Raw genomic sequence first — 14,014 nt, 5'->3', positions numbered from 1 at the left:
AGGCCGCCATCCACAGCAGGGCGGCGGCCTCCAGCCGTTACTCGGATGCCCGCCCGATCACGGACCGGGCGGGCAGCGGTCGGACCAGGCGGCCGTCGTATGGACGGAGCTGTGGCGATCCTCGTCCGACTGCCCTCGTGCCGCGAGGTCAGTTACAGATGCCGTAGATGGTTGTGCCGGCGGTCCAGTCGCGGACCTGGACGCAGATGTAGTGGCCCGGGCCGTCGTAGTGCCAGCCGGAGCCGGCGCCCCAGGTGTCCGAGATCACGGCGCCGTTGTCCGTCATGACGAACTCGCAGGTGCCGCCGACCCGGGTCGGATTGAGCTCCTGCTGGTCGTGCCAGCCGCCGTTGACGTACTGCAGCTGGATCTCCTGGTCGGCGGTGCAGTTGGGCGTGTAGAGCCAGTGGTCGCCCTCGTTGGCGGCGAAGGCGGGCGTGGACGCGGACAGGGCGATCGCGGCACCGACGCCGAGGACGGCTACGGCGGATCGCAGGGTACGGCGCGACAGCATGGAACGTATCCCTTCCGAAGGCGGAGCGGCCCGGCGGACTGCTCCGCGGGGCCGCTGGCCCGGACAGCCGGGCAGCGCCACGCTGTCAGCGTCCGGGCCGGGGCGGCAATGCGCTCACCGGATCCCGGACACTCTCGGACACTCTCGGACGGGCCCGGTCCGCAGGCGCTCAGAACCGCAGGTCCATCCGCTGCTCGACCGTGTCGAGCCCGAACTTGTGGGCGGGGCGGGAGACGGTGAGCTCGAAGCCGGCCTTCGCGTACAGGTGGTGGGCGGCGTCGAGGCCGGTGATCGTCCAGAGCAGCACGCCTTCGTACGAGCGGGTGCGGGCCTCCTCCAGGGCGGTCTCCAGCAGCCGCCGGCCCAGGCCCCGGCCCCGGGCGACCGGATCGAGGACCACCCATCGCAACTGGCCCCAGCCCGGGCGCTCCTCGGCCCGGACGAGCCCGGTGGCGCCGACCACCCGGCCGTCGAGTTCGGCGACCCACAGCCGCCCGGGTGCCGCGCTGCCCTCGGCGGCGCGGGCCAGGACCAACTCGGCCATGCCGGCGGCGACGTAGGCCTCCATGGTCGCGTCCATGCCGTACTCGCGGGTGTACAGGATGCCGTGCAGGGCGGCGACCGCGCCGAGGTCCCCGGGCCGGTCGGCTTCGCGGATGGTCACGGTTCCGGGTGCGGTGGTGGCCATGGCGGCGTCCCCTTCTGCTACTGAAACACTCGTTTCAGTGGAACGATAGAGCACGTGTCCACCCCAGCCAACGCACCCTCACGTCCGTCGCCGCGCCGTCCGTCGCCGCGCCGCGAGGACCTCCTCGCCGCGACCGTCCGCTACGTCGCCGAACACAACGTCTCCGACCTCTCGCTCCGTCCGCTGGCGGCCGAGATCGGCTCCAGCCCGCGGGTGTTGCTCTACCTGTTCGGATCGAAGGAGGGGCTGGTCCGGGAGGTGCTGGCGGTCGGCCGGACCGAGCAACTGGCGCTGCTGGAACGGTCCGCGGCCCAGGGCGGCAGCGCCCGTGAGACCCTCGAACTGCTCTGGGAATGGCTGACGGACCCCGAACACCGGGGCGCGCTGCGACTGTTCTTCGAAGGGTACGTCCGCGCCTTCGGCCGTAGTGAACCCTGGCTGGACTTCGGCACCGCCTCGCTGGAGGAGTGGCTGCCGCCGCTGGGCCGGGTGCTGGAGGGCACCGGGGCGAACGCCACCGTGGTGCTCGCCGTCCTCCGCGGCCTGCTGTTGGACCTCCTCGCCGGCGAGGGCGGCGCCCACGCCGAGCGCGTCCACGCGGCTTGGCGCGACTTCCTCGACGTCACCCTCGGCTGAGGCCGGGACCCGACGCGCGGACCGTTCGATCCGCAGGCCTGGGCTCAAGGGCAACCACACTGCGGCTTCTGCGTGCCGCTTCTTCCGCGTTCACAAGGCCCCGCGCATCCTTGAGCCGGATGCGCGGGGCCGGAGGGCGGATCAGAGGCGGGCCCAGAGGCCGTTGCCGGGGAGCATCTGGGTGCCGCCGCTGACGTGGCCGGCGCCGTCGCCGGGGTAGAACTTGAGGTTGTTGTTGGCGTCGATGCCGGCGACGGCGGTCTTGCCGGTGCCGAGGAAGTCGCCGGCGGCGATGGCCTTGAAGTTGGCCCACAGGCCGGTGGTTCCGAGCATCGGGGTGCCGGGGCCGCGCATCGTGGAGTACGTCGACGGGCTCACCCGGCAGGGCGGTCGGGTCCGCACCGCGCCGACGCTGCCCACCCGAATGATCATCACCGATCGGACCACCGCCGTCATCCCGGTCCGCACCGACGACTTCGAGAGCGTATGGGGCAGCGCCACCCCGCTGGGCGGGGGGCCCCGAAGCGCACCGGCGGGCTCAGCGCCCAGGAGGCCAGGGCCATCCGGCTGCTCGCGGACGGACTGACGGACGAGGCGGTGGCCAAGCGGCTCGGGGTCTCGCACCGCACCGCGCGGCGGCTCGCCACCGAGTTGATGGAGCGCCTCGGCGCCCGCAGCCGGTTCGAGGCGGGCGTGCGCGCCGTCCAGCAGGGGTGGCTGCCCCATAGCGGATGAGTGGCCCGCCGGTGCCGGCTGACCGGCTCGACGCCGCCCGGCGCTTCGGGCCACGAGCCGTGCCCGGTGCTGTGGCTCAGCCTGGCCGAGCCGGCTGACGTCGCGGCAGCAGCCCTCCGGACGTCGGGCCGTCCCCCGTAGCGCGCCCGGGCCATCGAAGTGCTGTTGTGTTGAGTCTTGTCGGGTTCTGTTAGGTGCAATATCGTATGGCACCGCGGCCTCGTCGACGGCTGCTCACCGGTGCGGTCGTCCACGCCCCCCACTCGCAGGCCGAACGACGTCGCCGCGTTCGCACGCCCCGGTACAGATCGTCAGCACCGGTCCCCATCCACCCGCGCCGCGGCTGGTGCCCTTCGGCAGCCCGGGCCCGGCGCAACTCACCCACCCGGGAAGCCCCCACATGCGCAGAACGCCACACCGGCTCGTCGGCATACTCGCCGTCACCGTCCTCGCGGCCTCCGGCCTCAGCGCCGCTGCACTCGGCACCGCGACTCCGGCCGCCGCCCTCGGCAACGGCAACGCCCTGACCCCGCCCATGGGTTGGAACTCGTGGAACAGCATCGGTGCCTACGTCACCGAGAGCCAGGTCAAGCAGACCATCGACTTCATGTCGGCCAACGGCCTGGTACAGGCGGGATACGACACCGTCACCGTCGACGACGGCTGGTCGATGCGCCACCGCGACGGCCAGAACACGGACTTCGCCAAGACCGCCGACGGCGCCATGCAGCTCTACGACGCCAACGGAAATCCGGTCAGCGGCACCGACGGCGGCGGGAACGACCCCACCAGCGGCCACCTCCTCCCCGAGCCCGACCAGTTCCCCGCGCAGAGCGTCGACGGCAGGACCGTCAACGGCATCCAGTACCTGGCCTGGTACGCCCACAGCAAGGGCATGAAGTTCGGCCTCTACGCCACCGACACCTACACCACCTGCCAGGGCCACCCCGGGAGCCTCGGCCACGAGACCACCGACGCCGCCGACTTCGTCTCCTGGGGCGTCGACTTCGTCAAGTACGACGACTGCCCGTACGGTCCCACCATCTACGGCCCCGACGGCTACGCCTACTACCCGCAGGGCGAGGGCAAGGAGCTCACCCGGTCCATCTACGCCCGGACCCAGACCTTCCAGCGCGCCCTGGACGCGGCGACCGCCGCCGCGGGCAAGCCCAAGATCACGCTGAGCCTGTCCGCGCAGCCCGCGCACACCGGCATCCCCTTCCTGCTGAGCGCCGACGACCCGGCCCGGACCGATCCGCTGATCACCGCCGCCGGCACCCCGCCGCACCAGGCGCCCGGCTACTCGCCCACCGGAATCTGGTGCGGCCAGGTCGCCAACATGTGCCGGATCGGCGGCGACCGCGACAGCGAACTGGACGGCGTGCTCTACAACGGCCAGCTGCAGACCGCGCTGAGGTACCCGGGCAACGTCCACCCCGGCAGCTGGAACGACCTGGACATGATGTTCGCCGGCTGGCAGGACACCTACGGCGTCTGGGGCGTCACCGACACCTCCCAGGGCCACAAGCCCTTCACCGACGACGAGTCGCGCACCGAACTGTCCGTGCTCTCGATGATGGCGGCCCCGCTCGTCTCCGGCGCCGACCTGCGCACCGCCGCCGACTCGCAGCACACCGCGAACGGCTACACCTGGTCCACCGGCATCAGCTCCTCCGCACTCGCGCTGCTCAAGAACCGCGACATGATCGCCATCGACCAGGACAGCCTCGCCAAGCCCGCCACCCTGGTCGGCAACCCGCCCTCCTCCCCGGTCGCCCCGGTGATCCTCAAGCGCCAACTCGCCAACGGGGACCTGGCCGTGGCGCTGGTCAACCAGGACCCGAACAACTGGGCCGTGATCAGTGCCGGCTTCGCGGACCTCGGCCTGACCGGCTCGGGCTACGCCTACCGGGAACTGTGGACGGGTGCCACCGGCACCGCGACCGGCTCCATCGGCGGCAACTGGATCCCCGCGCACGGCGTCGCGCTCTACCGCATCGCCGGGGCGGGCACCGGCACGGGCGGTGGCACCGGGGGCGGCCAGCCGGCCGTCGTCGGCGACGGCAAGTACCACGCGCTCAGCGCCGGTGGCACCGGGGGCCAGGCGCTCGAGGTCCAGGGCGGCTGCTCCGCACCCGTCGGCGGCAACTCCGACATCGGCGCCTACCAGAGCGGCAACGCCGCCCAGCAGTGGACGTTCACGCGCAACGCGGACGGCACCGTGACGATCAGTGACAACTGTGCCACCGCGACCCAGACGCACACCGTGCTCGCCGGCGGCAACGGCGTCGGCAGCGCCTACCTGCTCAACGCCTCGCCCGGTAACCCCTGGCAGGAGTGGAAGGTCACCCAGAACAGCAGCGGCGCGCTCACCGTCACCAACGTCGGCAACGGTCTGACGCTGGACGTCGCCGGAACCGCGGCCGGCTCCACGGGCATGACGAATCCGGCCAACCCGGCTGCCGCAGGGCAGAGTTGGACCGTCCTGTCCTGACCGTCCCGTCCTGACCGGCCCGGCCTGACAGAAGGATCGGCGTGCGGCGTCAGGGTGTCTGCCCTGACGCCGCACGCCCGACCAGGAGGCCGGCGGTCAGCTTTGGGTGAAGCCCGTGAAGTCGGCCTCGCCGCTGGTGCCCGCGCTGTGCGAGGTGGTGAACAGCCCGACGTCCTGGCGTGCGGCCGCTCCCGGCACGGTGGCCTCTCCGATCTTGGTCCAGGTGGTCCCGTCGGTGGAGTAGTAGCCGGTGTACGTCGATCCGTCGCGCACCAGCTTCAGCCAGCTCGGATAGGCCGCCGAGCCCGAACCCTGGTTCGCCGGAGCGCTGTTGGAGTCCAGTTGACCGTTGCCGTCGCTGTCCCACTGCAGCACGTAGCCCTTGCCGGGGGCCTCGGCCAGGACGAGGTACCCGGCCGAACGGCCCGGCTGGGTGATGTCGTTGCGGACCATGATCCCGGCCTTGGCCCAGTCACTGGTCGGTGCCTGCGCGGTGAGCTTCACGACCGTGGTGGAGCCGTCGTGTTCGGCGCCCGGCCGGTAGACGGCGCTGTACTCGTCGACGTCGTAGTAGAGGTCGGCGCCCGCGCCGTCGATGGCGAACGTACCGTCCTGCGCGCCGAACACGGCGGTGGTGTCGGTGAAGGTCCGGAACGGGGCCTGCACGGGTGCGGCCAGGACGACCGGCGCCGGCGCGGTGACGCGCTGCGGGCCACCCGGCCCGTGCGCGGTGGCGGTGCCGGTGAGGGTGGCCCTGGTGATCGGCGTCGGCAGGTGCGCCGGGGCGGTCACGCGGAACATGGCCTGGGCCGCGCCGCCGGGCGGCACGTGCCCGAACCGGGTCTCCGACAGCGGTGCCACCGCCCAGCCGGCCGGTACGTCCAGTCCGAGCAGCACGTCGTTCGCGGACTGCGCGCCGTTGTCGGTGAAGGTCGTGGTGACGGTGGCCGCGCCGCCCGGGGTGAGGTCGGGCACCTTGGTGTCGAGGACGAGGTCCGGGTGCTGTCCGCCCGGGTGGTCGGTCGGGGTGACCTTGTACATCACGACGCCGTGGCCGGGCACGGTGGCGCTGACCGCGCCGGCGCTCTCGCCGGTGGTGCGCGCCCACAGGTCCCGCAGGAGGTACCCCTTGGCCGCCGGCAGGCCGACCGCGGCCGCCGTGGTCGAGATCACCGCGGGCTGCGGGTTCTCGTTGAACAGGGTGACCGCCACCCCGCCGTCGGCGAGCGGCTTGGCCAGGACGTCCAGACCGGCGGCCATGCTCACCGGCCGCCCCTGCTTGCCGAGCCGGTCCTGGTCGACGGATATGACCTCGGTGTTGCCGTAGACGGCGAGGGTGTCGGCGCTCGCCTTGCGCAGGTCGGTGCCGGCGATCAGCGGGGCCGCCATCTCGGCCCAGAGCGAGAAGTGGGCGCGGTCCTCGGTCGCCGTCATGCCGTTGCCGACCTCCAGCATGTCCGGGTCGTTCCAGCCGCCCGGTCCCGCGGCGTCGGCGAGCTTGGCGTTGGCGTGGAAGATGTCCAGCATCCGGCCGAACGAGGCGTCGATGTCCCCGGTGGTGCGCCAGAGTTGGCCGACGGTGGCGCCCCAGGTCCACACGCTGTCCAGACCCCAGTTGCAGAGGCTGTAGACGATCGGGCGGCCGGTCTTCGCCAGCGCGTCGCCCATCGCGCGGTAGCGCTGCAGCGAGGGTAGGCCCTGGTTGTAGCAGTTGTCGTACTTGAGGTAGTCGACGCCCCAGGAGGCGAAGGAATCCGCGTCCTGCTGCTCGTGGCCGAGGCTGCCGGGGAAGCCGGCACAGGTCATCGTGCCGGCGCTCTCGTAGATGCCGAGCTTGAGGCCCTTGGCGTGGACGTAGGCGGCCACACCGGTGATCCCGTGCGGGAACTTGACCGGGTCGGGGACGAGCCTGCCGGCGGCGTCGCGGGTCTTGGCCATCCAGCAGTCGTCGATGTTGACGTACTGGTAGCCGGCGGCCCGCAGGCCGGTCGAGACCAGTCTGTCGGCGGTCTGCTCGACCAGCTGCTCGTCGACGTCGCAGCCGAAGGCGTTCCAGTCGTTCCAGCCCATCGGCGGGGTGGGGACCAGCGTGGCGCCGGCCGACTCGGCGGCCACGGCCGGGGTGCTGGTGAGGGGAACGGCGGCGAGCGGCGCCGCCGCCAGCGAGGCCGCGAGTAACGCGGCCCACGTCTTGCGCATCGTGTCTCCTGGGGTCCGGGGGGTGGTGCGGACGGTGGTGCAGGAACTGGCACCCTGCGCAGGGCGGGGGAAAGCGAACCAAATCCAACAGAGATAGTCAATAGTCAACGCAATCAGACGGATATCAACGCACCTGGGAGGGGTCGGACGTCCGGTCGGACGTCGAACCGTGCGTCGAACCGAGCGCCCGTCAGGGCGTCGAGCGCGGGCGGACCCGCCCATGCCGACGGAGCCCACGGCGTCGGCGGTCAGCACGACGCGGTGGGCTCCGTCGGTGTGGTGCGGTGTGGCGGGCGGGTCGCGGGTCAGCCGAGCGCCGCCTCCCGGAGCCGGGAGGCGGCCTGCTCCGGGCTCACGTCGGTGACGAAGGCGTCCATCCCCGATTCCACCCCGGCCAGGTACTTGAGCTTGCCCGGCGCCCGACGGACGGTGAACAGCTCGAGGTGGAGGGCGAGTTGCCCGCCACCGGTGCGGGGAGCCTGGTGCCAGGCCGAGATGTACGGGGTCCGGTTGGGCGCCGCACCGGGCGCGGCGGGGAACAGCGCGTCGAAGCGGCGCAGCAGGTCCAGGTAGAGGCCGGGGAACTCGGCGCGCTCGGGCTCGGTCAGCGCGGTGAGGTCGGCGACCCGGCGCTTGGGGTAGAGGTGGACCTCGTACGGCCAGCGCGCGGCGAACGGCACGAAGGCGACCCAGTGTTCGCCCCGCAGGACCAGCCGTTCCGGGCTGTCCTGCTCGGCGGAGAGCAGGTCCTCGAACAGGTTCCGGCCGGTGCGGGCCCGGTGCGCCTCGGCCCGGGCGATCATCCGGGTGGTGCGGGAGGGGACGAAGGGGAAGGCGTAGATCTGACCGTGCGGGTGGGCGAGCGTGACGCCGATCTCCTCGCCGCGGTTCTCGAAGCAGTACACCTGGCGCACGCCGGGCAGGGCGGACAGTTCCGCCGTGCGGTCGGTCCAGGCGTCCAGCACCAGGCGCGCCTTGGCCTCGTCCAGGTCCGCGAAGGAGGCGTCGTGGTCGGAGGTGAAGCACACCACCTCGCAGCGGCCGTTGCCGGGCCGGAGGGTGTGCAGGGGCGCGTCCTGGGCCGCGACGTGCTCGGCCGACCCCGGGGCGAGCGAGGGGAAGCGGTTCTCGAACACCGCCACCTCGTAGTCGGCCGCCGGGATCTCGCTGAGCCGCCCGTCCCGGGACGGGCACAGCGGGCACTCGCCCGCCGGCGGGTGGTAGGTGCGCTGCTGGCGGTGGGCGGCCACGGTGACCCACTCACCGAGCACCGGGTCGAGCCGGATCTCGGAGAGGCTCGCCGCGGGCTCCAGGGGGCGTTCGTCCCGGACGTCGCGAACGGCTCCCGGCGCCTGGTCGAAGTAGACCAGTTCGCGGCCGTCGGCCAACCTGGTGGCGGTTCTGTGCACCGCTGTGCTCCTTACGCGTTGGACGTCGCCCCGGCGGTTTTCAAGCTTCAACAGATTCAAACAAACACGATCGCTTGTCAACAAGCGCCGCCCCTCGACGGCCGTGTTTCCGGACGGCTCATCCGGCCCGCCGGAACATGCCCATCCGTGTTCACCGCAGATGTTGACCCTGAAGGCCAGGCGTGTTTGATTGTGTCGGAATTCGCTCCCGCTTGCTTGGACATCACCGCCGGCGGGAACCCACCCCGCGCACCGAGGCATGGAGCTGACGAGATGATCGACGAGGCCGCCACCGACTTCGAGGCCGTCCACGCGGCACGGCCGGACGGCACCTGGGCCGCCCCCGGCCGGGTGAACCTGATCGGCGAACACACCGACTACAACGACGGCTTCGTCCTGCCGATCGCCCTTCCGCACACCACCCGGGTCAGCGCCCGCCGCCGGACGGACGGACGGCTGCGGCTGTACAGCGCCCAGGGCGACGGCACGATCACCGACCTGGCGCTGGAGGCACTGGCGCCCGGCGCCGTGGCGAGCTGGGCGAGCTACCCGGCCGGGGTCTTCTGGGCGCTCGCCGAGGCGGGCCACCCCGTCGGCGGGGCCGACCTGTTCGTCGACAGCGACGTGCCGACCGGGGCCGGGCTCTCCTCCTCGGCCGCCCTGGAGTGCGCGACGGCCGCGGCCCTGAACGACCTGTACGAACTGGGCCTGACCGCGCCGGAACTCGCCCTGATCGCCCAGCGGGCGGAGAACGCCTTCGTCGGTGTGCCCTGCGGGGTGATGGACCAGATGGCCTCCGCCTGCTGCACGGACGGCACCGCGCTGTTCCTCGACACCCGGACGCTGGAGCAGCGGCACGTCCCGCTCGACCTGACGGCGGCGGGGCTGCGGCTGCTGGTGATCGACACCCGGGTCAAGCACGACCTCGGCGACGGCGCGTACGCGGCCCTGCGGGCCGGCTGCGAGCGTGCCGCGGGCCTGCTCGGGCTGCCCGCGCTGCGCGACCTTCCGAGCGCCGACCTGGCCCCGGCCCTGGACCGGCTGCCCGGTGAACTCCGGCCGCTGGTACGGCACGTGGTGACCGAGAACGGGCGCGTGCTGGAGACGATCGACCATCTGGGCCGCGGTGAGCTGACGGCGCTCGGGCCCGTCCTGACGGCGGGACACGCCTCGCTGCGCGACGACTTCCGGGTCTCCTGCCCGGAGACGGACCTCGCGGTGGAGGCCGCCGTCGCCGCCGGGGCGTTGGGCGCCCGGATGACCGGGGGCGGCTTCGGCGGGTCCGTCGTCGCGCTGGTCGGGGCCGCGGACCTGGCGGCCGTCTCCGAGGCGGTGCGGTCGGCCTTCCGCTCGGCGGGCTTCGCCGCACCCGTCACCTTCACCGCGGTGCCCTCGGCGGGAGCCCGTCGGGTGGCCTGACCCGGCCGCCCGCTCAACCGGCCGCCCGCTCGGCCACCCGCTCAACCGGCCGCCTGCTCGACCGCCCGCTCAGCCGCCCGCCGGGACGACGATCAGCTCGCCGACCGCCTCGGCGACCACCTCGCGGGCGGTCGCCGGGAGGGCGTCGTCGGTGACGAAGCAGTCGACCTCCGCCAGGGTCGCGAAGCTGCTCAGCCCGACCACGCCCCACTTGGTGTGGTCCGCGACCACGACCGTGCGGCGTGCCGAGGCGATCAGGGCCCGATTGGTCTGCGCCTCGGCCAGGTTGGGCGTGGTCAGGCCGGCATGCTCGCTCACCCCGTGCACGCCGAGGATCAGCAGGTCCACGTGCAGCGAGCGGATCGTCTGGTCGGCCAGCGCCCCCACCAGGGCCGCCGAGCGGGTGGGCGATCCACCGGTCAGCAGCAGCGACGGGACGGTTTCCCTCCCGTCGCCTCCCGCTGCCCAGAGCAGGTCCGCGATCCGCAGCGAGTTGGTCACCACCGTCAGCTCCGGGACCTCGAGCAGCCGGGAGGCGACCGCGTAGGTCGTGGTCCCGGCCGACAGGGCCACCACGCTGCCCGGCTCCACCAGCTGGACCGCGGCGTCCGCGAGCGCGGCCTTGGTGCCCTCCTCCAGCCCGGACTTGGCGTCGAAGCCGGGTTCGAAGGTGCTCGCCGTCCCGCTCGCCACCGCGCCGCCGTGGACCTTCTCCGCGGCGCCCTGACGGACCAGCGCGTCGAGGTCCCGGCGGATGGTCATGTCGGACACGCCGAACTGCTCGACCAGTTCGGCGACCCGGACCGCGCCGGCCCGGCGGATCGCCTCCAGGATCAGTGCCTGGCGCTGGGCGGCGAGCAACGTCTGGTCAGCCACGGAGGACCTTTCGATCGAACGAGCACGTGCGGCTTGGGCGTTCTCGTCGGCGACCGGGAACGCGGCCGGGTCCTGCGGGAGCCATTATCCCAGCACCGCCGGTGGGCTGTCCCCCCGGTACCCGTCTGTGCGGCGAACCGCCGGTGCCGCGTTCGGTCGCGGCACCGGCGGGTTCGGGTGGATCGGCGTCCCGGCCGGCGAGGGCGGGCCGAGGGCTTCTCAGGCCGGCAGGCCGACCGCCCGGTCGCGGTTGCGGCGCTGCTGGATGACCACGGCGGCGACCAGCAGGGCGCCCTGGGCGACGTTCTGCCAGAAGGAGTTGATGCCCTGGACGGTGAGGCCGTTCTGCAGGGCACCGAGCAGCGCGACGGCGAGCAGGGTGCCGCCGATGCCGCCCTTGCCGCCCTTGAGGGCGCAGCCGCCGAGGGCGGCCGCGGTGATCGACTGGAGTTCCAGGCCCTCGCTGCCGGAGACCGGTTGGCCGCTGCCGGTACGGGCGGTGAGGAGGACGCCGGCGAGGGCGGCGACGGTGCCGGAGAGGGCGTAGGCGGCGATCAGGTACTTGTTGAGGTTGATGCCGGCCAGGCGGGCGGCGGTGTCGTTGCCGCCGATGGCGTAGACGTTGCGGCCGATGTCGGTGTACGTGAGCAGGGCGTGCACGGCGGCGGCGGTGAGGACCAGCAGCCAGACCATGGTGGGCAGGCCGGCGATCTTGCCCCGGCTGAGGAAGACGAAGACCGGGTCGTTGAGTACGTAGCCCTGGGCGCGGCCGTCCGAGACGAGCTGGGCGACGCCCTTGTAGGCGGCCAGTCCGGCGAGGGTGGCGATGGTCGGGTTGACCCGGCCGTAGACGATGACGACGCCGTTGAACAGGCCGATGCCGGCGCCGATGGCGAGGGCGGCGCCGATGCCGAGGTAGGGGTTGGCGCCGGTGGAGGTGAAGACCATCGCGCTGGTGACGGAGGCCAGACCGGCCTGGGAGCCGACCGAGATGTCCAGGCCGCCGCAGATGATGACGACGGTCTGGACGACGGCCAGCAGTCCGGAGATGGTGGCGGCCTCGGCGATGACCTGGATGTTGTCCCAGCCGACGAAGTTCGGGTTGAGCCAGCCGAACAGGGCGACGACGGCGACGAGGGCGCCGATCAGGCTGAGGTTCTGGCCACCGACCGCGGCGAGCAGGGCGTACGGGCCACCGGACCGGGCGGGCACGGCTCCGGCGTCCGGCGCCGGGGCGGTCGGGGGAGTGGCGGTCGTCATGCGCCCACCTCGCTGTGCTCGGCAGGGGCACATGCCCACGCGCGCCTTTCGATGATTCGCTCGCTGCGCTCGTTCAATGGGTCTCTCCGGTCTGGGCGGGGGTGGTGGTGGCCAGGTCGTCGGCCATGGCGAGGGCGAGGACGGCCTCCTCGGTGGCCTGCTCGCGGGTGAGCTCGCCGGTGGTGCGGCCGTTCTGCATCACCACGATCCGGTCGGCGAGGCCGAGCACTTCGGGCAGTTCGGAGGAGATGACCAGGACGGCGGTGCCCGCGCGGGCGAGGTCGGCGATGATCTGGTAGATCTCGGCCTTGGCGCCGATGTCGACGCCGCGGGTGGGTTCGTCGAGGATCAGCAGGTCGGGCTTGCGGGCGAGCCAGCGCGCGAGGACGACCTTCTGCTGGTTGCCGCCGGACAGGGTGCGGACCTCCGCCTCGACGGAGGGGGCGCGGACCCGCAGCCGGTCGGCGTACTCCTGGGCGAGGTCCTTCTCCTGACGGCGCCTGACGAACCGCCAGCGGCTGAGCCGGCCCAGGCTGACCAGCGAGGTGTTGTCCCGGATCGTGCGCTGCAGGAACAGCGCCTGGGTCTTGCGCTCCTCGGGGGCCAGGCCGATGCCCGCGGCGATGGCGTCGCCGGGGTTCCTCAGCCGCAGGACCTCACCGTTGAGCGTGACGGTGCCGGAGTGGACGGGGGCGTCACCGGCCAGCGCGAGGGCGAGTTCGGAGCGCCCGGCGCCGATCAGCCCGGCGAGGGCGACGACCTCCCCGGCGTGGACCCTGAGGCTGATGCCGCTGACGTCGTCGGTGCTGAGGCCCTCGACGTCCAGGACGACCCGGTCGGTGGCGACCTGCTGGCGGACGAACAGCGAGGACAGGTCGCGGCCGACCATGAGCCGTACGAGTTCGCCCTCGTCGGTGGCGGCGGCCCGGACCACGCCGGCCACCCGGCCGTCGCGCAGTACGGCGATGCGGTCGGCGAGCCGGAAGATCTCCTTCATCCGGTGGGAGACGTAGATGACGGCGATGCCCTCGTCGCGCAGGCGTCCGATCAGGGCGAACAGGGCCTCGACCTCGTGCTCGGAGAGCGAGGAGGTGGGCTCGTCGAAGGCGATCGCGCGCGGTGGGACGGCGCCGGTCAGGGCGCGCATGATCTCCACCAACTGACGCTGGGCAGCGGTCAGTTCGGAGCCGAGCAGGGCCGGGTCGAGGACCTTGTCGAAGCCGAGGCGGTGCAGGTCGGCGGTGATCCGGCGGCGCAGTTCGGCGCGGTCGAGCCGGCGCAGCCGGGTGCGGGGCAGCGAGCCGGCGTAGACGTTCTCGGCGACCGGGACGTGCGGGATGATCTCGGGTTCCTGCGGGATGATCCGGATCCCGGCGCGGCGGGCGTCCTGCGGGGAGTCCAGGTCGAGGGCCTCACCGTCCAGCAGGACGCGTCCCGCGGTGGGGCGGTGGTCGCCGGTGAGGATGCGCAGCAGGGTGGACTTGCCGGCGCCGTTCTCGCCCATCAGGGCGGTGACCTGGCCGGGTGGGAAGGCGAGGGTGACGTCGCTGAGCGCCTGGACGGTGCCGAAGCGCTTGGACACGCCCTCGGCGCTCAGGCCGGCGGCGCCGTCCGGTGGCGGGATGGGCGGGGAATCAGGTGGGGTCATCGGGGCCTCGTTGGCGGTGCGGTGCGGACGGTCTTGGGGAGGCCGGGCAGCACCAGCCCGTCGTAGTCGGCCGGGTCCGCCTCCGCGACCAGCCCGTCCACCGCGAAGGTGTCCCCGGGCGCGCGGTGCCGGACGG

12 protein-coding genes are annotated in these 14,014 nt (G+C 72.7%); 4 read left to right on the top strand and 8 right to left on the bottom strand.

All coding sequences use genetic code 11. From position 1 onward, the window contains the following. Positions 1-148: 148 nt before the first annotated feature. A complete protein-coding gene (locus tag ACWCYO_RS19780) occupies positions 149-514 on the bottom strand; it encodes a hypothetical protein (RefSeq protein ID WP_270149801.1) in 366 nt (121 codons plus the stop codon). Positions 515-683: 169 nt separating this feature from the next. Next, positions 684-1,202 (bottom strand): GNAT family N-acetyltransferase, encoded by a 519-nt coding sequence (locus tag ACWCYO_RS19775; RefSeq protein ID WP_270149803.1) that lies wholly within the window; start codon positions 1,200-1,202, stop codon positions 684-686. Positions 1,203-1,256: 54 nt separating this feature from the next. Between ACWCYO_RS19775 and ACWCYO_RS19770 the strand changes: the two genes are divergently transcribed. Continuing rightward, positions 1,257-1,838, top strand: coding sequence for a TetR/AcrR family transcriptional regulator (locus ACWCYO_RS19770; protein WP_449784926.1), 582 nt, complete (start codon positions 1,257-1,259; stop codon positions 1,836-1,838). A 141-nt stretch (positions 1,839-1,979) separates the two neighbouring features. Here ACWCYO_RS19770 and ACWCYO_RS19765 read toward each other — a convergent pair whose 3' ends face one another. Beyond that, complete coding sequence (locus tag ACWCYO_RS19765) at positions 1,980-2,270, bottom strand: hypothetical protein (protein WP_449784925.1); 291 nt, start codon at positions 2,268-2,270, stop codon at positions 1,980-1,982. 54 nt (positions 2,271-2,324) lie between these two features. Between ACWCYO_RS19765 and ACWCYO_RS19760 the strand changes: the two genes are divergently transcribed. Further along, positions 2,325-2,573 (top strand): response regulator transcription factor, encoded by a 249-nt coding sequence (locus ACWCYO_RS19760; protein ID WP_449784924.1) that lies wholly within the window; start codon positions 2,325-2,327, stop codon positions 2,571-2,573. 400 nt (positions 2,574-2,973) lie between these two features. Then, positions 2,974-5,067, top strand: coding sequence for an alpha-galactosidase (locus ACWCYO_RS19755; protein ID WP_449784923.1), 2,094 nt, complete (start codon positions 2,974-2,976; stop codon positions 5,065-5,067). A 96-nt stretch (positions 5,068-5,163) separates the two neighbouring features. Here the strand turns inward: ACWCYO_RS19755 and ACWCYO_RS19750 are convergent, their stop codons facing one another. Together ACWCYO_RS19750 and galT are read right to left on the bottom strand one after the other, a co-directional pair. Beyond that, positions 5,164-7,266 carry an NEW3 domain-containing protein gene (locus tag ACWCYO_RS19750; RefSeq protein ID WP_449784922.1) on the bottom strand — a complete coding sequence of 701 codons (2,103 nt, stop codon included), beginning with the start codon at positions 7,264-7,266 and terminating at the stop codon, positions 5,164-5,166. Between the two features lie 305 nt (positions 7,267-7,571). Next, positions 7,572-8,675, bottom strand: coding sequence for a galactose-1-phosphate uridylyltransferase (gene galT / locus ACWCYO_RS19745; protein ID WP_449784921.1), 1,104 nt, complete (start codon positions 8,673-8,675; stop codon positions 7,572-7,574). 273 nt (positions 8,676-8,948) lie between these two features. On the opposite strand from galT, the gene galK reads away from it, so the two are divergent. Continuing rightward, complete coding sequence (gene galK / locus ACWCYO_RS19740) at positions 8,949-10,094, top strand: galactokinase (RefSeq protein ID WP_449784920.1); 1,146 nt, start codon at positions 8,949-8,951, stop codon at positions 10,092-10,094. A 69-nt stretch (positions 10,095-10,163) separates the two neighbouring features. Here galK and ACWCYO_RS19735 read toward each other — a convergent pair whose 3' ends face one another. From ACWCYO_RS19735 to ACWCYO_RS19725, 3 genes are all read right to left on the bottom strand, one after another. Further along, positions 10,164-10,970 (bottom strand): DeoR/GlpR family DNA-binding transcription regulator, encoded by an 807-nt coding sequence (locus ACWCYO_RS19735; RefSeq protein WP_270149811.1) that lies wholly within the window; start codon positions 10,968-10,970, stop codon positions 10,164-10,166. Positions 10,971-11,189: 219 nt separating this feature from the next. Further along, positions 11,190-12,230 (bottom strand): ABC transporter permease, encoded by a 1,041-nt coding sequence (locus ACWCYO_RS19730; RefSeq protein ID WP_270149812.1) that lies wholly within the window; start codon positions 12,228-12,230, stop codon positions 11,190-11,192. 73 nt (positions 12,231-12,303) lie between these two features. Beyond that, complete coding sequence (locus tag ACWCYO_RS19725; protein ID WP_449784919.1) at positions 12,304-13,878, bottom strand: sugar ABC transporter ATP-binding protein; 1,575 nt, start codon at positions 13,876-13,878, stop codon at positions 12,304-12,306. Positions 13,879-14,014: the final 136 nt, after the last annotated feature.

Source organism: Kitasatospora sp. NPDC001683 (assembly GCF_053596495.1).
The sequence above is the reverse complement of the archived record's forward strand: the minus strand, read 5'-3'. Positions and strand labels throughout refer to the sequence as shown.